The 21,062-nt window shown below is 63.2% G+C and carries 20 protein-coding genes; 13 read left to right on the top strand and 7 right to left on the bottom strand.

The genetic code is table 11. From position 1 onward, the window contains the following. Positions 1-61: 61 nt before the first annotated feature. The 9 genes from E3T50_RS09770 (at position 62) to E3T50_RS09730 (ending at position 9,943) form a co-directional block, all read left to right on the top strand. Positions 62-643 (top strand): glucose-6-phosphate isomerase family protein, encoded by a 582-nt coding sequence (locus E3T50_RS09770; protein ID WP_174844748.1) that lies wholly within the window; start codon positions 62-64, stop codon positions 641-643. Between the two features lie 2 nt (positions 644-645). Continuing rightward, on the top strand, positions 646-2,145 hold the full coding sequence (gene xylB, locus E3T50_RS09765; RefSeq protein ID WP_134551649.1) for a xylulokinase: 1,500 nt from the start codon (positions 646-648) through the stop codon (positions 2,143-2,145). Further along, on the top strand, positions 2,145-3,101 hold the full coding sequence (locus tag E3T50_RS09760; protein ID WP_166784266.1) for an NAD(P)-dependent oxidoreductase: 957 nt from the start codon (positions 2,145-2,147) through the stop codon (positions 3,099-3,101). The genes xylB and E3T50_RS09760 overlap by 1 nt, the downstream gene beginning before the upstream one ends. Further along, on the top strand, positions 3,101-3,757 hold the full coding sequence (locus E3T50_RS09755; protein ID WP_241990849.1) for a bifunctional 4-hydroxy-2-oxoglutarate aldolase/2-dehydro-3-deoxy-phosphogluconate aldolase: 657 nt from the start codon (positions 3,101-3,103) through the stop codon (positions 3,755-3,757). Before E3T50_RS09760 ends, E3T50_RS09755 begins: the two co-directional genes overlap by 1 nt. Then, positions 3,754-4,668, top strand: coding sequence for a shikimate dehydrogenase (locus E3T50_RS09750; protein ID WP_134551647.1), 915 nt, complete (start codon positions 3,754-3,756; stop codon positions 4,666-4,668). Before E3T50_RS09755 ends, E3T50_RS09750 begins: the two co-directional genes overlap by 4 nt. Beyond that, positions 4,665-5,675, top strand: a complete 1,011-nt coding sequence (locus E3T50_RS09745) for a phosphotriesterase family protein (protein WP_134551646.1) — start codon at positions 4,665-4,667, stop codon at positions 5,673-5,675. Before E3T50_RS09750 ends, E3T50_RS09745 begins: the two co-directional genes overlap by 4 nt. A 29-nt stretch (positions 5,676-5,704) precedes the next feature. After that, positions 5,705-6,667 (top strand): LacI family DNA-binding transcriptional regulator, encoded by a 963-nt coding sequence (locus E3T50_RS09740; RefSeq protein WP_134551645.1) that lies wholly within the window; start codon positions 5,705-5,707, stop codon positions 6,665-6,667. Positions 6,668-6,740: 73 nt separating this feature from the next. Continuing rightward, a complete protein-coding gene (locus E3T50_RS09735; protein WP_134551644.1) occupies positions 6,741-8,309 on the top strand; it encodes an FGGY-family carbohydrate kinase in 1,569 nt (522 codons plus the stop codon). Beyond that, positions 8,306-9,943, top strand: a complete 1,638-nt coding sequence (locus E3T50_RS09730; protein ID WP_134551643.1) for a fucose isomerase — start codon at positions 8,306-8,308, stop codon at positions 9,941-9,943. The genes E3T50_RS09735 and E3T50_RS09730 overlap by 4 nt, the downstream gene beginning before the upstream one ends. 91 nt (positions 9,944-10,034) lie before the next feature. On the opposite strand, the gene E3T50_RS09725 is transcribed toward E3T50_RS09730, so the two are convergent. From E3T50_RS09725 to E3T50_RS09715, 3 genes are all read right to left on the bottom strand, one after another. After that, a complete protein-coding gene (locus E3T50_RS09725) occupies positions 10,035-11,015 on the bottom strand; it encodes an ABC transporter substrate-binding protein (RefSeq protein WP_134551642.1) in 981 nt (326 codons plus the stop codon). Positions 11,016-11,184: 169 nt separating this feature from the next. Then, entirely contained in the window at positions 11,185-12,204 is a 1,020-nt protein-coding gene (locus tag E3T50_RS09720; RefSeq protein WP_174844747.1) for an ABC transporter permease, read from the bottom strand. 5 nt (positions 12,205-12,209) lie between these two features. Beyond that, a complete protein-coding gene (locus tag E3T50_RS09715) occupies positions 12,210-13,721 on the bottom strand; it encodes a sugar ABC transporter ATP-binding protein (RefSeq protein ID WP_134551640.1) in 1,512 nt (503 codons plus the stop codon). A gap of 210 nt (positions 13,722-13,931) precedes the next feature. Between E3T50_RS09715 and E3T50_RS09710 the strand changes: the two genes are divergently transcribed. Beyond that, positions 13,932-14,801 carry a sugar phosphate isomerase/epimerase family protein gene (locus E3T50_RS09710; RefSeq protein WP_134551639.1) on the top strand — a complete coding sequence of 290 codons (870 nt, stop codon included), beginning with the start codon at positions 13,932-13,934 and terminating at the stop codon, positions 14,799-14,801. Positions 14,802-14,848: 47 nt separating this feature from the next. Here the strand turns inward: E3T50_RS09710 and E3T50_RS09705 are convergent, their stop codons facing one another. The 4 genes from E3T50_RS09705 to E3T50_RS09690 are packed head-to-tail and all read right to left on the bottom strand — an operon-like array spanning position 14,849 to position 18,363. Then, positions 14,849-15,268, bottom strand: a complete 420-nt coding sequence (locus E3T50_RS09705; RefSeq protein ID WP_134551638.1) for an RbsD/FucU family protein — start codon at positions 15,266-15,268, stop codon at positions 14,849-14,851. Continuing rightward, complete coding sequence (locus E3T50_RS09700) at positions 15,262-16,131, bottom strand: amidohydrolase family protein (protein ID WP_134551637.1); 870 nt, start codon at positions 16,129-16,131, stop codon at positions 15,262-15,264. The genes E3T50_RS09705 and E3T50_RS09700 overlap by 7 nt, the downstream gene beginning before the upstream one ends. After that, the gene (locus E3T50_RS09695) at positions 16,128-17,084 is read right to left on the bottom strand and encodes an aldo/keto reductase (protein ID WP_134551636.1); all 957 of its coding nucleotides are present in this window, start codon (positions 17,082-17,084) and stop codon (positions 16,128-16,130) included. The genes E3T50_RS09700 and E3T50_RS09695 overlap by 4 nt, the downstream gene beginning before the upstream one ends. Then, complete coding sequence (locus E3T50_RS09690; RefSeq protein WP_134551635.1) at positions 17,077-18,363, bottom strand: enolase C-terminal domain-like protein; 1,287 nt, start codon at positions 18,361-18,363, stop codon at positions 17,077-17,079. The genes E3T50_RS09695 and E3T50_RS09690 overlap by 8 nt, the downstream gene beginning before the upstream one ends. A 108-nt stretch (positions 18,364-18,471) precedes the next feature. Here E3T50_RS09690 and E3T50_RS09685 point away from each other — a divergent pair, with 108 nt between their 5' ends. The 3 genes from E3T50_RS09685 to E3T50_RS09675 all read left to right on the top strand — a co-directional run bounded on the left by E3T50_RS09685 (position 18,472) and on the right by E3T50_RS09675 (position 21,023). Beyond that, positions 18,472-19,344: a fumarylacetoacetate hydrolase family protein gene (locus E3T50_RS09685; protein ID WP_134551634.1), complete on the top strand. Its 873-nt coding sequence runs from the start codon at positions 18,472-18,474 to the stop codon at positions 19,342-19,344. Next, positions 19,337-20,086: an SDR family NAD(P)-dependent oxidoreductase gene (locus tag E3T50_RS09680; RefSeq protein ID WP_134551633.1), complete on the top strand. Its 750-nt coding sequence runs from the start codon at positions 19,337-19,339 to the stop codon at positions 20,084-20,086. Before E3T50_RS09685 ends, E3T50_RS09680 begins: the two co-directional genes overlap by 8 nt. Before the next feature lie 136 nt (positions 20,087-20,222). Further along, positions 20,223-21,023, top strand: coding sequence for an isocitrate lyase/PEP mutase family protein (locus E3T50_RS09675; RefSeq protein WP_134551632.1), 801 nt, complete (start codon positions 20,223-20,225; stop codon positions 21,021-21,023). Positions 21,024-21,062: the final 39 nt, after the last annotated feature.

The following is a 21,062-nucleotide window of genomic DNA, read 5'->3' as shown; positions in this document are numbered from 1 at the left end:
ACCTGTAATTACAGGTACTCTGGACCTGCAGCACCGCCGCTGCCCCGAGCCTGGAGACGACGTGTCTGACTACTCCGCACTGCCCGTTCCGCCCATGTCCATTCGCTTCGACCAGGCGGCCGGCACCCTGAGCCCCGCAGGTCCGACGCTCACCCGGCGCATGTCCGACCTCGAGGGGCTGTTCCGCGATCAAAACTCGTGGCGAACCGCCGTCGCCGACGGCGACCCGATCGTCTACTCCGTCGTGTCAAGCCCGGTACCAGAGATCGACCGCGAGCTCCCGCAATCGATCACAACTATCCACCCGGGCACCACCGGCGGTGAATTCTGGATGACCAAGGGCCACCAGCATCCCAACCACCAGGGAGAAATTTATCTCGGCATGTCGGGAAACGGGGGGCTGCTCATGTTCGACGGGAAGGACACCCGTTGGGTGGACATGGCCCCCGGCACCATCGGTTACATTCCACCGGGCTGGGCGCACCGCAGCGTCAACGTCGGCAGCGAACCGTACTCTTTCCTCGCCGTCTACCCCGGCGGCGCTGGCCATGACTACAGCTGGGTGTTGGAGAACGGCCTCGGCCAGCGGGTGTGGCGTCAGGACGATGGCCTAGCCTTTGTCGACTACTTCGCGGAAGTGTAGCCGTGATCATCTCCCACGACCTCGGCACCACCGGAAACAAGGCCTCCCTACACCGCGACGACGGACGCCTCGTCGCCTCGGCGACCGTTAACTACAGCGCGTTCTTCGCCGACGGCGGTGTCGCGGAGCAAAACCCAAATGACTGGTGGAATACGGTGGTGGAGGCCACCCGCGGGCTCTTGGCCCGATCTGGGGTAAACCCGGCTCAGGTGACCGGGCTCGTCGTCAGCGGCCAGATGATGGGTGCGGTGCTGTTGGATTCCGACTACCTGCCGGTACGCCCCGCACTCATCTGGGCTGACACGCGCAGCACGAAACAGACGCACCACCTGGAACGCATCATCGGCCAGGACCGTGCGTACACCCTGCTCGGGCACCGGCTCAACCCCACGTACTCGTTGGAAAAAATCATGTGGGTGCGCGACAACGAAGCCGACCAGTTTCTTCGCGTTCGCCACTTCTGCCTGGCCAAAGACTTCGTCGTGCACCGGCTCACCGGCCGCCTCGTCACCGATCGGTCTGACGCATCCGCCACGAACGCATACGACCAGCAACGCGGCGACTGGTCAGCCGAAATGTTGGCGGCTGCCGGGCTGGACACGAACCTGTTTCCAGAGATCCTCGATGCCACCGCCGTCGTGGGAACCCTGACCAACGACGCGGCGATTGCTGTCGGTTTGCCGCGAACGACCCGCGTTGTGCTCGGCGGCGGCGACGGCCCGATCGCTGCGGTCGGGGCGGGCATCGTCGACCCCGAAGACGGAGCCTATGTGTGCTTGGGCACCTCGTCTTGGATTTCCTTCGCAAGCACGACCCCCGTGCACGACCCGCTGCAGCGCACGATGACCTTCGATCACGTCGTTCCGCACCGATACGTGCCCACCGCAACGATGCAGTCCGGCGGCGGTGCGATGGCCTGGGTGTCGGAACTGCTCGACCCGGAGCCCTCGGGCGCGAGCCTCTCGGCCCTCGTCGCCGAAGCATCGACCGCGTCGGCCGCGTCAAGCGGCCTCTATTTTCTGCCGCACCTGCTCGGCGAGCGTTCGCCCTACTGGAATCCGGATGCCGCGGGAGCGTTCATCGGAATCAACCGTCATCATGGGCGTGCCGAAATGACCAGGGCCGTGCTCGAGGGCGTGGCCTTCAACCTGCTTACTTGCATGCAGGCCTTCCGGGAGTCCGGCGCGTCTATTCCACGCATCGACGCGATCGGTGGCGGGGCGGCCAGCGACGTCTGGCTGCAGATCCTCGCGGATGTCTGGGGAATTCCCGTGCGGCGCCGCACCATTGTCGAAGAAGCAAACAGTCTCGGTGCCGCGGTCACCGCCGCCGTCGGCCTCGGACTGGTCGATGATTTCAGTGCCGCGCGCGGTCTCTCTGAGGTATCGGCGGAGTTCTCCCCAGACCACAGCCGTCACAGCGACTATCTGGACCGCCACGCCGTTTTCATCGACGGCTATGAGCACCTCGAACCTTGGTTCGCGACTCGGGCCGGCCGCTGATGGGTACCATCCTGGTCACGAGTCGGTCCTTCTCCTCCGGCAGTGTCGATGAGGTTGCCCGACTTGCCGACGCCGGGCACACCGTCGTCACGGCCTCGCCGCGCCACGACTTGGCCGAACTGCTCGCGCTCCTGCCCGACGCGGTGGGATGGATCGCCGGGACCGGTGTGGTCACCCGGCAACACCTTGACGCGGCACCGCACCTGCGGGTGATTGCCCGCTACGGCGTCGGCGTGGAATCCGTGGATATTGCCGCGGCCGCCGAGCGCGGAATCGTCGTGACCAATACTCCCGGCGCCAACAGCGATGCGGTCGCAGATCACGCGGTCGGACTGATGCTCGCCATCTTGCGAAGCACCACGGCGGGAGACCGTCGCGTTCGGGCCAACGACTGGTCCGTGCTGCGCGGGCGTGAGCTCGGAGCCCTCACCGTCGGTATTATCGGTTTCGGCCGGATTGGGCAGGGCGTCGCCCGTCGCCTCCGAGGTTTCGGCTCCCGCACTTTCGCGCACGACCCGTGGCTCGCCGATGACGCCGTCCTTCAGGCCGGGGCGGTGCCGCAGGCAATCCTCACCATGGCGTCGGAGTGCGATCTGGTCACCCTGCACAGTCCCGGTGGAACCAGCATCATAACCACCGAGTGGCTCGACTTCGCCCGGCCAGGGCTCGTCATCGTGAACACCGCGCGCCCGGAACTCATCGATGAAGTCGCTCTCGCCCGCGCGTTGCGCGCGCAGTCCGTCGCCGGTTTCGCCGCCGACACCCTCAGCGGGGACGCCCGCGGGCTATCGTCCCCGCTGTTGGCGGCCGACCTTGCGGACCGCGTGATTGTCACCCCGCATTTCGGCGCGCAAACCGTGCAGGCCGTCGACAACATGGGGTCGATGGCCGTCAACAACCTGCTCGCCGTTCTCGCCGGTGGCTCCCCGGCCAATCCCGTTGCAACGAAAGCGTGATGATGACGAATTCCTTGACCCGACTCCAGAACACCCGCGTCCTGGCCGTTCTGCGCGCACCCTCCGCCGACAGCGCGCTGCGGGCAGCGGAGGCCCTCGTTGCCGGCGGGATAACCGGGCTGGAGATCACCTATTCCACCCCCGACGCGCCCGCCGTCATTCGCGAGCTGTCTGCGCGGTATGGCGACGACATCTACTTGGGGGCCGGCACGGTGACCAGCGTCGATGAGGCAAACCGGGCAGCGGAGGCCGGAGCGCATTTTCTCGTCAGCCCCGGCACCCGTAGAAAGCTCACGGCGGCGATGAAATCGACCGGACTGCTCGTGCTGACCGGTGCACTCACCCCCAGTGAACTGATGGCCGCGGTGGAATATGGCACTGACGTCGTCAAAATATTTCCCGCTTCCCTCGGGGGTCCAGCCTTTCTCAAGTCACTACGAGGTCCATTCCCCGATGTTCCGCTCCTGCCGACTGGCGGTGTCACGCCGGACAATATGGGTGCCTGGTTCAAGGCGGGTGCGATCGCGGTCGGCGCCGGCGGCGACCTGGTGTCTCTGGCCGATCTCGCAGCCGGAAACTACGACAACATCGAGCGCCTGGCCGCCCGATTCGTCTCCTCCACAAGTCACCTCGACGCTGCGGAGGCACGGGCATGAACGGCTACATGGGATTCATCGGTGTCAGCACCGAGCAGTCGTCGATCATGTCGATTTTTCCGGTCTGGGCCAAGATTCTCGATCTGCCCACCCGAACCCTGATCGGCCATGACCTTCCCATCGGAGCGACCGCACTGGAATACGTGCGTCTGGTCGAGCAGATTCGCGACGACCCCCACCATGTCGGCGCCCTAGTCACCACCCACAAAATGGGCCTCTACGCGGCCACCAACAACCTGTTCGACGAACTCGACGATTTCAGCACTCTGTGCGGTGAGCTTTCGAGCATCTCCAAACGAGCGGGACGCCTGATCGGCCATGCCAAAGACCCGTTGACCGCCGGGCTTGCTGCGCGCGAATTTTTGCCCGACGATCACTTCGCTCGCACCGGTGGCCACGTTATCTGCCTCGGTGCCGGTGGTGCTGGCGCCGCACTCACCTGGTATCTGGCCGAGCGAACAGATACGCCAGCGTTGATCGTCGTCACCGACACCGCGCAGAGCCGACTCGATCACCTCCGGGCCGTGCACGTGCGCCGCGGAACGCGTCAGGGGCTCATCCGTTACGTTTTGGTTGACGACGATCAGGTCACCCACGACGTGCTCGATGCCGCCCCGGCACACAGCCTCGTCGTCAACGCGAGCGGGCTGGGAAAGGACCGTCCGGGCAGTCCGGTACCCGATGGCACCCCGTTTCCGCACGGTGCCTATATCTGGGAGTTCAATTACCGCGGCACACTGGAGTTCCTCGCGCAGGCTACGGCGCAAGCGGATGCGGCGCAACTAACGGTCGTCGATGGCTGGCGCTACTTTATTCACGGCTGGTCTCAGGTCATTGCCGAGGTGTTCAACATCGATCTCACCGAAGACCGGATCACTCAGCTGTCCGAGGCGGCGTTGATCGTGCGATGAACCTGATTCGCAGTGTGCTCGGCGATGTGGACCCGTCCGGGCTCGGCCGGGTCAACTATCACGAGCACCTGTTTCAGGCCAGCCCTCTGCTCGTCGGTGATGAGCTGCGCGACGAATCGGCGTCAACGACCGAAGCTCAGCTTCTGCGCGCGAGCGGGTTCGACGCCATGATTGACGCAACCCCGATTGGGCTCGGCCGCGACCCGGAAGCGGTGGCTCGAATCAGCCAGTCCACCGGGCTAACCGTGATCGCGACCACCGGCGCGCACCGCGACGCGCACTATTCTCCCGATCACTGGCTACGCCGGTTGGATGCCCGTCGTCGCGCCGACCTGTTCCTCACAGATCTGCGCGACGGCATGCCCCGCCACGACCACCACGAGGCACCGGCGGTCACTCCAGCCGGCGACCCCGTGCGAGCCGGGCTATTGAAGGCCGGCATCGACTACTGGTCGATCTCCGCCTTTGAACGCGAGACCCTCGTGGCCGTTGCCATCGCCCACGCAGCGACCGGCGCTCCGATCATGGTGCACCTTGAATACTGCACGGCGGCCCATGAAGTACTTGATCTTCTGCTGACGCTCGGCGTGCAGCCGAGCGGGGTCGTGTTGGCTCACGCCGATCGCGATCCCAACCCGGCCTTGCACCTGGAACTCGTGGCGCGGGGGGCCTGGCTCGGCTACGACGGCGTTGCCCGGCCGCGTACCCGAAGCGATGCCGAATTACTCGACCTCACCGAAGCCGTCATCGCCGGCGGGGGCCTGCAACACATTCTCATCGGCGGCGATGTGGCGAGGCGTAGCCGATACGTTGCCTATGGCGGGATGCCGGGGCTGGCCTATCTCGGCACCCGCTACCTGCCGGCGCTGCGCGCCAGAATCGGTCAGGGCCCAGTAGACACGATCCTGCGTGAAAACGCGGCGCGGTTTCTCAGCTGGACACCAGATCAATCCGGCCGTCTTCTGTCCTCCCAACCTGACAAGCCGAGCGTCGGCCAGGATCAGTAGAGTGGAAAGGCTCGCACGAAAGGACCTCCATGGCCACGATTTACGACGTCGCCGCGCTTGCCGGAGTCTCTCCGGCGACCGTGTCCCGGGTCTTCAACGGCATCACGGTCTCGGCCGAACGCAGCGAGCGGGTTCGTGCGGCAGCGGAGCGGCTGTCCTTCATTCCCAACCGAACCGCCCGCACGCTGCGCAAGCAGTCGTCCGAGGTCATCGCCCTGATCATTCCGGACATTGAAAACCCGTTTTTTACGGCGTTAGCGCGCGGCGTAGAAGACGTGGCACAGGCATCCGGTTACTCGGTGGTGCTGTGCAACACCGACGAGGACGCCGAAAAGGAAGCACGGTATCTCGACGTCGTCGTGTCGGAGAATATGGCGGGCATAATTCTTGCCGCGGCGAGCGACCTCGTGAACTTGACCGACCTGACGCGGCGCGGACGCCCGGTCGTCGCCGTTGACCGCAGCCTGCCCGAGGTGGATACCGTGACCGTCGATAATGTCGCAGGCGGACGCGATGCCACTCGGGCCCTGGTCGAACAGGGCTTCCAACGGATTGCCTGCATCACCGGACCGACCGGGCGCACCACCGCCGAGGGCCGCGCCGACGGTTGGCGAGAGGTGCTGATGACCATGTCTGCAGCGCACGTAGACCCAGACCGCTACCTGCGCTACGCCGATTTTCGTGTCGAGGGTGGTCATGCGGCGATGGTAGATCTGCTAAATCTTCCGGAACCCCCGGATGCCGTGTTTGTCGCCAACAACCTCATGGCGGTCGGCGCCCTCCGAGCGCTGATCGAGCACGACCTCACCCCCCCGCTCGTCGGCATGGCCAGTTTTGGCGATTTGCCGTTCGCGACGCTGTCGCCGCGTGGCGTCACCGTGATCCCGCTTCCGGCACGCCTGCTCGGTGAAGCAGCGGCTCAACTGCTGATCGAGCGCTTGCAGGGCGACGATCGACCCCGCCAAGCGATCAGGCTCGGCAATCCGGCCTAATCTGGTTCCCCTCGTGGGCCGCATGGCGGGGCGTGTCCTTGACCCTGAAATCGATTTCATTTAGGCTGATCGCATGAGCACTGACGCGATTATCGGAGTAGATATCGGCACGTCAAGCAGCAAGGGCGTGCTCGTCGCGCTCGACGGAACCGTTCTGAGATCAACGAGCCGCACGCACGACCCCACACGACCCCGAGAGGGTTGGGTCGAGATGGACGCAGAGCTGTGGTGGAGTGAATTCGTGTCCATCTCCCGTGAACTGGCCGATGCCGCCACGGCTGCTGACGCGGTGATAGTAGCGGTGGGAGTCAGCGGCATGGGACCGTGCGTGCTGGTCACCGATGCGGCCGGCTTCCCCCTGCGCCCCGCCATCCTCTACGGCGTTGACACCAGGGCCACCCGGCAAATCGCGGATCTCACGCGCGCACTGGGCGGCGATGACGTGATCATGACTCGCGGCGGCTCCGCGCTGTCCACCCAGTCCGCCGGGCCGAAATTGGCCTGGCTCGCCGACAACGAGCCCGAGATCTTCGCCCGCGCCCGCCGCCTGTTCATGCCGAGTTCCTGGCTGGCCTGGCACCTGACCGGGGCGTACCTGCTTGACCACCACTCCGCCAGCCAGTGCACGCCGCTCTACGATGCCGGTTCGCACTCCTGGTACGAACCGTGGGCAGTGCCGATCATCGGCCCGATCGAACTTCCCTCACTCTGCTGGCCCGGCGATGTGGCTGGCCAAGTCACCACCGCAGCCGCCGCCGAAACGGGACTGCCAGCTGGCATTCCCGTGATCGCCGGCACGATCGATGCTTGGTCGGAGGCGGTGAGCGTCGGCGCGCAACGTGCCGGAGACCTCATGCTCATGTACGGGACCACAATGTTCCTCGTCAACACGGTGCCCGAACCGGTCACGGCCGTCGGGCTGTGGGGAACAGTGGGCGCATTTCCCGGCACGCACAACCTCGCGGGCGGAATGGCGACCTCCGGTGCGATCACCGGTTGGCTGCGCGATCTGCTCGGCGCCGGTGATTTTTCGGAGCTGATCGCACTGGCCGCGGCGTCTGGTCCCGGCGCGCGCGGGTTACTAATGCTGCCGTACTTTGCCGGAGAACGCACACCGATTCAAGATCCGGAAGCACGCGGCGTCATCGCTGGCCTCACCATCTCGCATTCGGCTGGCGATCTGTATCGCGCGGCCTTGGAAGCAACCGCGTTCGGCGTGCGGCACAACATCGAGGCCATGCGAGATGCCGGTGGGTCGATCGAGCGCATCGTGGCTGTCGGTGGCGGCGCCCAAGGAAATCTGTGGACACAGATCGTCAGCGACGTCACTGGACTACCCCAAGTGATCCCCACTGTGCTGATCGGAGCCAGCTATGGCGCCGCATTCCTCGCCGCACTGGCCGTCACGACAGTCGACATCGACACGTGGAATCCGCCGGCCGAAGTGCGTCGGCCGAATCCGACTCTGGCTGACGAGTACAACGAGTTGTACTCGCTGTATCGCCAGCTGTATCCGGCTACCCGCGATATTTCCCATGCTCTCGCCGCTCGGGCCGGCCGACTTGGTGACCCCGCGACCGTTTCAACCCAGACCAGTACGTCCCCTTCCAGCACCAGCGATCAGAAAGCGAATCCCGCATGACCAGCTACCTCCTGCCCACACCACTCGTTCGGGCGCCGGCGCCCGAACGAACAATTTTCACCGTTGCCAACGGAGACCTCCGCCAGGCCGCGAATCTCAAATGCTGGCCAACACAGGAACAGCTCGAAGCAGACTTCAGTTCAGCGGTGAATCGGATCGGCTGGTCGGTGCAGCGCGCTCACTCCGCCGATACGGCAAGCGGCCATGGATTCATTGACAGCCAACGCATGGGTATCGAGGTCTTCAAGACCATCCCGAGCGATGCCCCAATCGTGGTGGTCGAGGCAGTCTGGCAGTACAGCCACCACGTACTCGCCGGTTTGCGGGCGCACCGTGGGCCGATTCTCGTCGTGGCCAACTGGGCCGGCGACTACCCCGGCCTGGTCGGCCTGCTCAATCTCACCGCGAGCCTCACTAAGGCTGGTATCGCCTATTCCTCGCTGTGGAGTGCCGACTTCACCGACGAATGGGCCGTCGCTGAATTGCAAACCTGGCTCCAAACAGGCCGCATCGTTCCCGACGAAAGCCACGTGCGCGACCTACCCGTGCTGGATGCGGCCCAGCCCGAAGTTGTTCTCGGGGTTGCGCTGGCGCACCAACTTCAGCAGGAGCAGGCCATCATCGGGATCTTCGACGAGGGCTGCATGGGCATGTACAACGCGATCATTGACGACGAGCTACTCAACCCGCTCGGAATCTACAAGGAACGTCTCTCCCAGAGCGCCCTGTTCGCTGAAATGGCCCGAGTCACGGATGCGGAGGCCGACACGGTCAAGACTTGGCTGGACGACGCCGGGTTTACCTTCCACTTCGGCCAGGACGACGCCGCCGATCTGACCCCCGACCAGGTGCACAGCCAGTTCAAAATGTACATCGCTGCGCTTCGCATCTCGGATGACTACGGACTGGATGCGGTCGGAATCCAATACCAGCAGGGACTCAAAGACCTCGTTCCCGCTAGCGACCTCGCCGAGGGTCTGCTCAATAACGTCGAACGTCCTCCCGTCTTCTCCCGGGATGGCAGCCGGGAGCTCTACGCCGGGCTCGCCCTGCCCCATTTCAACGAGGTGGATGAGGGCGTCGCCGTCGATGCTCTGATCACCAACCGGGTCTGGACCGCGATGGGTCTCGACCCGGCGAATACCCTGCACGATGTGCGCTGGGGTGAAGAATACGACGGTGAATTCGTCTGGGTCTTCGAGATCTCCGGTTCCGTTCCGGCCTCCCACAACGGCGGCTATGACAAGAGCTACAGCATGCGTCAGCCCCCGATGTTCTTCCCCCTCGGCGGCGGAACACTCAGTGGAATTTCCAAGCCCGGTGAAATCGTTTGGTCACGGGTGTTCATCATGGACGGCGTGCTCCACGTCGACCTGGGTCGGGGGCACGTCGCGGATCTGCCAGCCGCGGAGACCCAGCGCCGCCTCGATGCAACCGATCCGCAGTGGCCGATCATGAACGCCGTTCTGCACGGCGTCACTCGCAACCAGCTGATGGGTCGACACAAGGCGAACCACGCGCAGGTCGTCTATGCACCGGATGCCGACACCGCCGACCGCGCGTTGGTCGCTAAGGCCGCCCTGTTCCACGAGCTGGGAGTTCTCGTGCACCTGTGCGGTGACGTGATCGCGTAGCGGCCCACACCATACAACGAAGCCCCCACCCGATCGGGTGGGGGCTTCGTTGTATCTATCGTGTTAGGGCCGGGCCGTTGCCGCCCGGGGACTACTTGTACAGAACGGCTGCGATCTCCGCGTCTTCCATGTTGGTCTTGTCGAACCAGAAGTAACCGGTGTCGATGACCTTTTCCGGGGTCTCTCCGTTGATGGCGTCGAAGGCGGCCTGAACCGTTGCTTCGCCGATTCCGATGGGGTTCTGCGTGATCGCGCCGGCCATCAGGCCGTTCGTGATCGCATCGATCTGAGCCTGGCCGGAGTCAAATCCGATCACGGTGAGTTCGCCCGCATCCAGTCCAAGCTCGCCGACGGCATTCACGATGCCAATGGCCGAGCCCTCGTTGGTGCCGTACAGACCCTTGAGATCGGGGTGTGCCGCGATCATGGCCTTGGCGATATCCGCCGACTTCAGGTGGTCACCATCGCCGTACTGAATGTCCACGATCGTGATGTCGGGGTATTCGGCTTCCATCTGTTCGACGAACCCGTCGCGACGTTCGACTCCGGTGGAGTTGATCTGGCTGTGGCCGACGATGGCGACTTCACCTTTTCCACCGATCAGCTCGGCCATGTGGTCGGCAGCAAGGGCACCGGCGCCGAGGCTATCGGTTTTAGCGATACTCAGCGGGTAGTCGCTGTTGCAGCCAGCATCGAACTGCACAACGGGAATCGACGCTGTCTTCGCCGCGTCCATGAGAGAGACGCAGGCTTCCGGGTCGAGTGCCGCATAGCCGATCGCGTCCGGCTTCTTGTCGATGGCTGCCTGCAGCATCTGCAGTTGGCTGTCAACCTCGGTTTCCGAAGCCGGTCCGTCGAATGTGACGGTCACACCGAGCTCCGCTGCCTTGCTTTCCGCTCCGCTCTTCACGGCCTGCCAGAACTGGTGCTGGAAGCCTTTGGAAACCAGGGCGATATACGGCTTGTCAGTATCGGCAGCAGCGTCACCGGCGTCTGAGCCGCCAGCCGAACAGCCGGCCAGGGCGAGCGAGATCGCAGCCGCAGCAGCTAGAAAGACAATATTCTTCTTCATCGATTAACTCCATTGTTTTTTCGGCGGACAACTTCGTAGTTGTCACGTAATGCTAGCGAAATTAGTGCGAGGAATATCGCTCAAATACAGGCAGGTACAAGATCGTTACATTGCCGTAATCACGCGGATGCAACCGATTTCAGAAATCAGCATCGAGGACGCGTCAGCGCTAGGACGCAGCCCGACGTTGACGCAGGGCATCGGTGAATACGGCGATCAAAATAACGACACCGATGACCACGTTTTGCCATTCGGTTTGGATCGACATGATGCGCAGCCCGTTGATCAGCACGCTCATGATGAGGGCACCGATCAGGGTACCGAGGATCGATCCTCGACCACCCAACAGCGATGTTCCGCCGATGATGACGGCAGCGATGGCCTGCAGCTCGTAGCCGGTACCCAACTGCGGCTGGGCTGAGTCCAATCGGGCGCCGATGACGACACCGGCGACACCGGTGAACAGGCCGGCGACCGTGTAGATGACAATTTTCCACTTGCGGGTGTCGACGCCCGACAGCCGGGTCGCTTCTTCATTGCTGCCGATGGCAAAGGTATAGCGCCCGAGCAACGTCTTACTCAGCAGCACGTAGGCGAGAATCGCGAGCACGAACAAGATCAACACTGCGTTCGGCAGGCCAGGGATCACAAACCCGAGCGCGATGTCCTTGAAGCCGACGACGCTGCTGAAATAGATCGGTCGCACTCCGGAAATAACGAGCGCGAGTCCCTGCGCGATGAGCATCATTGCGAGGGTGGCGATGAACGGCGGGAGTCTCAGAATGGCGATATTGAAGCCGTTGATAAAACCCATCAGCCCGCCGGTAAGAATTCCGCCGATCACTCCGACCATGAGCGGGAGTTCGAGGTTGACCAAGAATATGCCGGTCATGACCGCCGCGAGGGTCATGCCGGTGCCGATCGACAGGTCGATCCCGCCCGTGATAATCACGAAGGTCGTACCGAGGGCGAGGATTCCGATCACGGCCGTCGAGAGCAGGATGCCGGAGATGTTGCTCCAGGTGAAGAAGTTGCTGCTCGCGAAGGAGAAGAAGACCAGCAGAACGACAAGCGTAGCGAAGGCGAGCGATTGCTGGATCTGGGCGCGCAGGAAGCTTGTGGCCGAGCGACGCGGTTCCGGGGTCCCTCCCCCAACGCGTGTCTGGTCAGTTACGGGGGTAGCGTTCATGGCCGTCACAAATCTTTCTCGTCACCCATGCGGGTGGCGTAGTCCATTATTTTTGCCTGATTGGCATCTTCGTTGTCGAGAATTCCCGTGATTCGGCCATTCGCCATCACGACGATGCGGTGCGACAGGCGCAGCACCTCCGGTAATTCGGAGGAAATCATGATGATTGACTTGCCGGCGGCCACGAGATCGTTCAGCAGCTTGTAGATCTCCTCCTTGGCACCGACGTCGATGCCCCTGGTCGGTTCGTCGAAAATGAGAATGTCACAATCCCGCGCAAGCCATTTGGCAATCACGACCTTCTGCTGGTTGCCGCCAGAAAGATTCTTGGTCGTCGCCGAAATCGAGGGAGTTTTGATTCTCAGAGAAGCGACGTATTCGCGTGACTTCTGCTTGCCCTTCATGGTGTGCACAAAGCCGAGGGCATCGGTGTAGTCGCGCAGAGAGGCCAGCAAAACGTTGGTGTTCACGTCTTGCTCGAGCAGGAGGCCGTACGCTTTACGGTCCTCCGAGAGATAGCCGATTCCGTGCGCAACCGCATCCGAGGGCCGCTTGATCTTGACCGGCTTGCCATTGATGTGCACGCGACCACCCTCAGAGAGGTCGGCTCCGATGATAGCCCTGGCCACCTCGGTGCGCCCAGCACCCATCATTCCCGCGAAGCCGAGAATCTCACCGCGCTTGAGCTCGAAGGAAATGTCTTTCAGTAGCTGGCGGGTATTTAGTCCCTCTACCTTGAGCACTACCTCGTTGTTCGCGCGGTCGCGCGCTGTCGGCCGTGCACTCTCTTCGATATGGCGACCGACCATCATCTCGATGATCGTCGGAATGTCGAGTTGCTCTTTTTGCAGGGTTCCGATGTATTCACCATCGCGCAGCACGGTGACGCGATCGGTGATCCGACGCAATTCGTCCATGCGGTGCGAGATATAGATAACGCCCGTGCCCGTGCGCTTCAGTCCCTCGATGAGAGTGAAAAGCGTTTCGGTCTCAACGTCGGTCAGTGCCGACGTGGGCTCATCCATGATGAGCACCTTGGCGTCGAAAGACAAGGCCTTGGCGATCTCGACCATCTGCTGCTTCGCGACGGTGAGGGTTTCCACGAGCGCTTTGGGGTCCAGATTGATGCCCAGGCGCTTGAGCAGCTCATCCGCTTTGCGGTTAAGCGCCCGCTCGCGCAGAAACAATCCTTCCCGCGGCTCACGTCCGATAAAAATGTTCTGCGCAATTGTGAGGTGCGCCATCAGATTCATCTCCTGATGAATGATGCTGATACCAAGCGCCTGGGCGGTCTTCGGGCTGTCTATGTCGACCTCCACCCCGTCGAGGAAAATGCTGCCCTCGTCTTTGATGTAAATCCCGGAGAGGATTTTCATCAGGCTGGACTTGCCGGCACCGTTCTCTCCGACGAGCGCAAGAACCTCCCCGCGATCGAGTTCAAACTGAACGTCTTTGAGCGCCTGAACGCCCGGAAAGCTTTTGCTGATTCCGGTGACTCTCAACAATTGGTTTGACATACATCACCTACTTCATCGGAGGATGGACCTTGGCCATGAGCATCTCGATCATGACAGACATTGCTTTAAAGATCCGACCAATTGCGAAACAATTGGTCGGTCTTGAGTTGTATCCTAATGTATCTAAAACTGGCCCGTGAGCCATAGTGTGAAGGTGTTGGTTTTCCGCAACGCAGAATGCAATGAAGAGATCTTGAGAGAGAAGTCCACATGCAAATCGGCGCCCACGCACTCGTCTTTACGGGAAGTTTTGACCAGGCAGGCTTGACCCTCGCGATCGAGAAGACGAAGCAGGCAGGTTTCGACCTGATCGAAATTCCGCTAATGGACCCGTCGACTTTCGACCGTGCAATGGCGAGACGACTATTGACCGACTACGATCTCGCCGCCACAGCATCGCTCGGACTCAGCCAATCAACGGACCTTACCAGCGCAGACCCCGCCTGTGTCGCTGCCGGTGAGCGCATGTTGGAAGAGTGTCTCGACATCGTGCATGCCTTCGGCGGCACGCGGTTGTGCGGCGTGATCTACAGCGCGATGCAGAAATACATGGAGCCGGTGACCCTCTCGGGTCGGGCGTCGAGTGCCGCCGTGATCAACCGGCTGGCTTCTCGGGCGGCTGGCCTCGGCATCCACTTGTCCCTCGAGGTGGTCAATCGTTATGAGACGAATGTGATGAACACGGGGCGCGCGGCTCTGGGATTTCTCGATGAGGTCGATCACAACAACGTCTCCGTGCACCTCGACACGTACCACATGAATATCGAGGAGTCCGATCTATTTTCCCCCGTGCTCGATGTTGCGGGTCGCCTCGGGTACGTTCACCTCGGAGAAAGCCACCGCGGCTATCTGGGCTCCGGAACGGTTGATTTTGGTTCCTTCTTTCGCGGCCTGGCCCGGATCGGGTACGACGGGCCCGTCGTGTTCGAGTCGTTCTCCTCGTCCGTCGTGAACCGAGACCTCAGCCGCACCCTGGGCATTTGGCGCAACCTGTGGGAAGACTCCGATGATCTAGCCGGGCATGCCAACACGTTCATCCGCAACCAGCTGCGGGCCGTGCAGTCGATTGCCCTGCATTAGGTCTTAGGGCACTCGACGCCACGGCACGCGAGCTGAACTGCGCGGGGCTACGCCGATTCGATACCGACCAGGCCTTTGCGCACGATGGCACAGCCGTAGGTGCGCGTTTCACCGGTGCGCACGATCACATAGGCGTCGACTGCGTCTCGATAGAAATCGAAGCGGTCGACGAACCGGGCCGCGTCCGACTCCACCCGGGCAGCCCGAAGCAATTCGGTCTGCACCGGCAGCACCGAGCCGTCGGCCGAGGTCATGAGGTCCACGGCGGGAGAATCGTCGAGCGGGAGCACGCTGCGAATAGCGGCGAGCACCTCCGGCGACGTAGTGCCGGGGAGTTCCACCAGACGGTTGGCAAGGCGGGCGGCCGGAAAATGGGCGTCCACGATGAGCACCGAGTCCGAGTGCCCCATGGCATCGAGGTGGTTGAGCAGTTCTCCGGTAAGGAGGGGGTTGATTCCGTTCAGCATGGCCAGGTCCAATCGTTAGGGGAAAGATGGTAGATCCGTGCGGCTGTGCCGCCCAGAATGCTCGAGCGCTCGGGTTCGCTCAGCTCGGCCGCAAGGTCGTCGACCACCCGCCAGGTGGGCTGGTAGCCGATGTTGAGCTCGGTGATGGGCCAATCGCCACCGTACATGAGGCGGTCGGGGCCAAAGAGATCGAGGGCGATCTCCCACACGCCGCGCAACGCGTCAACCGAATCCGGACTACTCACGCTCCACAGCCCCGAGAACTTCGCCACGGTTTGGGGATGACGCGCGACTTGGGCCAGCGACAGGCGCCAGGCTGCGAAAGCGTCCGGCTCCCGCGGCGGCTTGCCGAGGTGGTCAACAACGAGAGTCAGGCTAGGGATCTCCTCCGCCAGACGCTCAGCTTGGTCGAGGTGACGCGGCCAGGCATCGTGCAGGTCGAAGGGAAGCCCGCGCGCCGCGAGACCAGCCAGGGAGTTCCGCACGGCCGGTAACTCCAGAAAGTTCTCGCGGGGGTCATCGTTGATCAGGTGACGCACACCACAAAACACCGGATGCTCGCACCACCGTTCGAGTGCCTCAGCGCTCGCTCGAGGGTTGTCCAGTGGCACCCAGCCGACGACGCCGCGCACCCAGCCGTAGCGCGTCGCGACATCGAGCAGGTAGGCCGTGTCCACGTGCGAATCTTCGGCCTGCACCAGCACAGCGCCTTGCATGCCGGCGGCCTCCAGCTCAACCGCGGCCTGTTGCGGTGTCCAACTGGCATGCAGGCGGCCATGCTGCGGGCCGAGCCAAGCATAGTCAGACACCTCGAGGTCCCACACGTGCAGGTGTGCGTCGATGCGCTGGGCCCGGCCGGTCATGCCACGATGAGTTCTTGCTCGGTCAATCGCTGCCAGAGTTCGACCGGAATCACTTCGTGCAGCCGTGCCACGTTCTGGCTGATCTGCTGGGGGCTGCTTCCGCCGACAACGACGCTTCGAACCACGGGATCCCGCAGGGAATACTGCAGCGCGGCGGCAGCCAACGAGACTCCGGCCTCCCGGCAGAACTCGGCAATGCGTTGCACGCGGCGCAGCAGCCCAGCGGGAACCGCGGCGTAGTCGTAGCGCGCGTCGGATCCGGGAGAGTCCGTGGCCAGCAGCCCGGAGTTAAATACCGCGGCGTTGACGATTCCAACTCCATATTCACGGCAGGCCGGCACCAGTTCAGGCAGCGCCGACTGGTCGGCCAGGGTATATCGGCCAGCGACCATCGCAAGGTCGAGGGAACCGGTCCGCACGCACGCCAGCAGGGCGGCCGTGGTCATCGATCCCACACCGATGCGATCGACCACGCCGTCCTCGCGCAGGCCGACGAGCGCGGGAATGGCGCGTTCGATGCCCAACTGCAGATCATGGCGTTCCGGATCGTGCAGGTAAACCACGTCGAAACGGTCCAGTCCAGTGCGCCGCAATGACTCAGCCAGGCTCGACCGGATGCCGTCGGACGAAAAATCCCACACCCGCTTCTGATCGGTCGGCACTGCGAAGTCATGGTCCAGATCGGACTGGCCCGCGCCGTGGGGATTGGGTCGCAGCAGACGTCCGACCTTGGTGGAGACGATGAACTCACTCCGCGGCTTGTCGGCGAGAAACTTCCCAAGCCTGCGTTCAGACAGGCCGAGTCCGTAGTGCGGGGCCGTGTCAAAGTATCGAAGTCCGGCGTTCCACGCGGCGTCGAGTAGTTCCTGGGCGTCGGCATCCGACATCGCGCGGTACAGGTTGCCGACGTTGGCGGCTCCGTAGCCGAGGGGCCCTGGGGTGAATTCAGTCATGTGCGGTAACAGAATACTCGTCACGGCTGGCGGCGAGCATCTCGGTTCCAGCACCCGGGGCCAATGGAGCCAGGTAGGCGCCGTGATCAAGCACAACGGGCGTCAGGAAGTGTTCGTGCAGATGGTCGACGAATTCGATCATCCGACCTTCCGTGGTCGCGGAGACAGCGACGAAATCAAACATGGCCAGGTGCTGCACCGCCTCGCAGAGGCCGACCCCGCCGGCATGGGGGCAGACGCGCACGCCAAACTGAGCGGCCAGCAGAAGGATCGTGATGTTTTCGTTGACCCCGCCCACGCGGGTGGCGTCAATCTGCAAGACCTGCAGCGCATCGGCTTGCAGAAACTGTTTGAACATGATGCGGTTGGCCATGTGTTCGCCGGTGGCAATGGGAATGGGTGCCACTCCTCTAGCAATCGCCGCGTGTCCTAAAATGTCATCCGGACTCGTGGGTTCTTCCAACCAGGCCACGTCGAATTCAGCCAGGTGCGACATCCACTCGATTGCTTCGGCCACGCCCCAGCGCTGGTTCGCGTCGACGCCGATCAGCACGTCCGGTCCGACGGCGGCCCGGGCCAGGCGCATCCGCCGGATATCGTCGTCGATGTTGCCCCCCACCTTGAGCTTGATCATGCCGAAGCCCTCGTCGACGGCCTCGGCGGCTAGACGCACCAGCTTGGCGTCGCTGTAGCCGAGCCAACCCGGAGTAGTCGTGTAAGCGGGATATCCGGTAGCGAGTAGCTCAGCTTCGCGTTCCGCCCGCCCCGGCACTGCGGCCCGCAGAATGCGCAGTGCATCGCCCGGAGTGAGCGCATCCGTCAGATAGCGAAAATCGACGAGCTCAACGAGCTGCTCTGGCGCCATGCGGCCAAGCAGCTGCCACAATGGCAGACCAGCGCGTTTCGCTTTGAGGTCCCAGAGGGCATTCACGACAGCACCGATAGCCATGTGCATGACACCTTTTTCCGGGCCCAACCAGCGCAATTGCGAGTCCCACACGAATTCGCGCCAGGTCGCACCCATGTGCTCGAGCAGGTCTTCCGCGTTGCGCCCCACCAGGTAAGCGGACAGGGCGGTGATCGCCGCGACCTGGACGTCGTTGCCGCGACCGATCGTGAAAACGAAACCGTGCCCCTCGAGGCCGTCGTCTGCATCGGTGACGATGCGCACGTACGCAGCCGAGTAGTCGGGGTCGGGATTCATCGCATCCGAGCCGTCGAGCGAGGTCGACGTGGGAAAGCGCACATCGCTGGTGTGTAGCGCGAGAACTGTACTCACAGAGTTTTCTCCTAGTTAGGCACCATGAGCCTAAACATCCGATGTATAGAATGTCAATCGAGGTTTTGATTCGGAACCTTCCGAACACTCACTGACGAGAGTTGGCACATGAAGTTTGCCCGCTTAGGCCCAATCGGCCAGGAAACGCCCACGGTGTTGGTCGAGGGCACCTACTACGATCTCTCCGAAATCACCTCGGACATCAATGGGACCTTTCTCTCCACGGGCGGCCCGGCAGCGGCCGTCGCCGCCCTCAGAGCCAGCAAGCTGCCCGAACTAAAACAGGCCGACGCGCTGCGTATCGGCGCGCCCATCGCGCGCCCGAGCGCGGTCATCTGTATCGGCATGAACTACGCCGCCCACGCAGCCGAATCCGGCGCTCTCCCACCGGAGATTCCGATCATGTTCCTGAAAACACCCAATACCGTCGTTGGACCAAATGACACGGTCGAGATTCCTCCCACGAGCATCAAAACCGACTGGGAAGTCGAGCTCGGCGTTGTGATCGGTCGACGCGCCGCCTATCTGGCCAGCCCGGCCGACAGTATTGGCCACATTGCGGGGTTCGTCACGGCCAACGACCTCTCCGAACGCGATTTTCAAATGAACGCCTCGGGCGGACAGTGGTCGAAGGGCAAGTGCGCGCCGGGCTTCAACCCCACCGGGCCCTGGCTGGTCACTCCCGATGAGGTCGACTACCAGAACCTCGCGCTGCGCAGCTGGGTAAATGGCGAACCGAGGCAGGATTCAACCACCGCTGACCAGATCTTCAGCGTCGACTTTGTGATCTGGCATCTCAGCCAGTACCTGACCCTGGAACCCGGGGACCTCGTGCTCACCGGCACACCGGAAGGAGTGGCCCTCTCCGGACGTTTCCCGTACCTGGCTGCGGGAGACACTTGCGAAGTCGAAATTGCGGGCCTCGGACGCCAGCGCCAGAACTTCGTTCCGACCGCTACCGAAAGGCACCATCATGAATGAGTTCGAGAACCTCGTTGCTGTCGTCACGGGCGGCGCGTCAGGGATTGGCGCTGCTATAGCCGACCGCCTGCACGCCGGTGGTGCCCGAGTCGCCGTGCTCGACCTGAACCCGCACGATGCAGCCGCCACACACTTTGCGGTGCAGACCGATGTCGCGAATTCCGCATCCGTTGGCGCCGCGATCGCCGCGGTTGCCGCGAAATTTGGACGCATTGACATTGTCGTCAACAATGCCGGTATCGGTGCACAGGGAACGATAGCCGACAATGACGACGAGGAGTGGGCGCGCGTATTCAGCATCAATGTGATCGGCATCGCCCGTGTCACTCGCGCAGCCCTGCCCTGGCTACTGCGCTCTCCAGCGGCGGCGATCGTCAATACCTCGTCGATCGCAGCCACCGCCGGACTACCCGAACGCGCCCTGTACAGTGCATCCAAGGGGGCAGTGCTGGCGCTTACCCGCGCGATGGCCGCCGACCACCTCCGGAACGGCATTCGCGTAAACTGCGTCAGTCCCGGCACCGCAGACACTCCCTGGATCGGCCGGCTGCTCGCGAAGGCCGCCAACCCCGAAGCGGAACGTGCCGCGCTCAACACGCGGCAACCACATGGCCGTCTCGTTGACGCTCAGGAGGTCGCGGACGCGGTCGCGTATCTGGCCAGCCCGCGTTCCGGTTCCACCGTAGGCATCTCGCTGGCGGTCGACGGCGGCATGGAGCAGTTGCGGTTGCGTGTCCGGTAACGGTGGCGAGCCCTTCGAACGACGCATCAACCATCGCCGGGTCACGGGCTGGGCACCCGCCGGTCGTTGCCTGAGCATCCGCTGAAATGCGGCTGTCCCCTCGCTTCGGAGCCACGGGCAGGACAGACTCAAAAGCATGACACCTACCCAGCTCCAGAAAGCCGAACTCTTGCTCTCGCTACACGTACCGGGCGAGCCTCTCATCGTGACCAACGTGTGGGACGCCATCACCGCCAAGATCGTGGCCGATACCCCCGGCGTCAAGGCCCTCGCCACTGCGAGCCACTCCATCTCGAACGTGCGTGGTCTGCAAGACGGTGAGGGACTCTCTCTCGACGAGGCCATCATCGCTGCCACGATCATCGCCGGCGCCGTCGACCTTCCTGTCTCGGCCGACTTCGAGAAGGGCTACGCACCCGATGCCCTCGGCGTGACCCGCAACGTGCGTCGCCTGATCGAGGAATCCGGCATCGTCGGCATCAACATCGAAGACTCCGTCGGCGCCGGGAAGGCCCCGCAGTTCGACATCGAGACCGCCGCCGCCCGCGTGGCAGCCGCCCGTACCGGAGCCGACCAGAGCGGCATTCCGCTGGTGATCAACGCCCGCGTAGACACCCTCGCCGGCGGCGGAGACTGGGATGAGGCCGTCGCCCGCGCCAATGCCTACCTCGGCGCCGGAGCCGACGTCATCTTCTTCCTCGGCCTCACGGACGAAGACAAGGTGTCGCGCGCGATCGAACAGGTCAACGGCAAAATCTCGGTGATCGGCGCACCTGGACTCGTTCCGCTGGGGCGCCTCGCCGAACTCGGCATCAGCCGAGTCAGCTTCGGCCCCGGCACCCTCGCCCTGACCCTCGCTGCCCTGCAAGCCGCAGCCACGAACCTCACCGCGCTCGGCGAGTACCCCGCCGACCTCGGTTTCAAGTTCGCACTCTAAGCAGCGCTCACACCAAGCAGCGCTCGCACCGAGGCCATC

This window comes from Cryobacterium gelidum, assembly GCF_004403985.1.
Taxonomy (GTDB): domain Bacteria; phylum Actinomycetota; class Actinomycetes; order Actinomycetales; family Microbacteriaceae; genus Cryobacterium; species Cryobacterium gelidum.
Note: the sequence above shows the minus strand (reverse complement) of the source record. Positions and strands in the feature narration are given on the sequence as shown.

Excerpts from the sequence above, each read along its gene's own strand:
- E3T50_RS09705 (WP_134551638.1), bottom strand. The coding sequence starts at position 15,268 with ATGCTGAACGGAATCAACCCCCTCCTTACCGGAGAACTGCTCAACCAC.
- E3T50_RS09715 (WP_134551640.1), bottom strand. The coding sequence starts at position 13,721 with ATGTCAAACCAATTGTTGAGAGTCACCGGAATCAGCAAAAGCTTTCCG.
- E3T50_RS09685 (WP_134551634.1), top strand. The coding sequence starts at position 18,472 with ATGAAGTTTGCCCGCTTAGGCCCAATCGGCCAGGAAACGCCCACGGTG.
- E3T50_RS09700 (WP_134551637.1), bottom strand. The coding sequence starts at position 16,131 with ATGACCGGCCGGGCCCAGCGCATCGACGCACACCTGCACGTGTGGGAC.
- E3T50_RS09735 (WP_134551644.1), top strand. The coding sequence starts at position 6,741 with ATGAGCACTGACGCGATTATCGGAGTAGATATCGGCACGTCAAGCAGC.
- E3T50_RS09710 (WP_134551639.1), top strand. The coding sequence starts at position 13,932 with ATGCAAATCGGCGCCCACGCACTCGTCTTTACGGGAAGTTTTGACCAG.
- E3T50_RS09730 (WP_134551643.1), top strand. The coding sequence starts at position 8,306 with ATGACCAGCTACCTCCTGCCCACACCACTCGTTCGGGCGCCGGCGCCC.
- E3T50_RS09720 (WP_174844747.1), bottom strand. The coding sequence starts at position 12,204 with ATGAACGCTACCCCCGTAACTGACCAGACACGCGTTGGGGGAGGGACC.
- E3T50_RS09675 (WP_134551632.1), top strand. The coding sequence starts at position 20,223 with ATGACACCTACCCAGCTCCAGAAAGCCGAACTCTTGCTCTCGCTACAC.
- E3T50_RS09695 (WP_134551636.1), bottom strand. The coding sequence starts at position 17,084 with ATGACTGAATTCACCCCAGGGCCCCTCGGCTACGGAGCCGCCAACGTC.
- E3T50_RS09680 (WP_134551633.1), top strand. The coding sequence starts at position 19,337 with ATGAATGAGTTCGAGAACCTCGTTGCTGTCGTCACGGGCGGCGCGTCA.
- E3T50_RS09725 (WP_134551642.1), bottom strand. The coding sequence starts at position 11,015 with ATGAAGAAGAATATTGTCTTTCTAGCTGCTGCGGCTGCGATCTCGCTC.
- E3T50_RS09760 (WP_166784266.1), top strand. The coding sequence starts at position 2,145 with ATGGGTACCATCCTGGTCACGAGTCGGTCCTTCTCCTCCGGCAGTGTC.
- E3T50_RS09740 (WP_134551645.1), top strand. The coding sequence starts at position 5,705 with ATGGCCACGATTTACGACGTCGCCGCGCTTGCCGGAGTCTCTCCGGCG.
- E3T50_RS09745 (WP_134551646.1), top strand. The coding sequence starts at position 4,665 with ATGAACCTGATTCGCAGTGTGCTCGGCGATGTGGACCCGTCCGGGCTC.
- E3T50_RS09750 (WP_134551647.1), top strand. The coding sequence starts at position 3,754 with ATGAACGGCTACATGGGATTCATCGGTGTCAGCACCGAGCAGTCGTCG.
- E3T50_RS09755 (WP_241990849.1), top strand. The coding sequence starts at position 3,101 with ATGATGACGAATTCCTTGACCCGACTCCAGAACACCCGCGTCCTGGCC.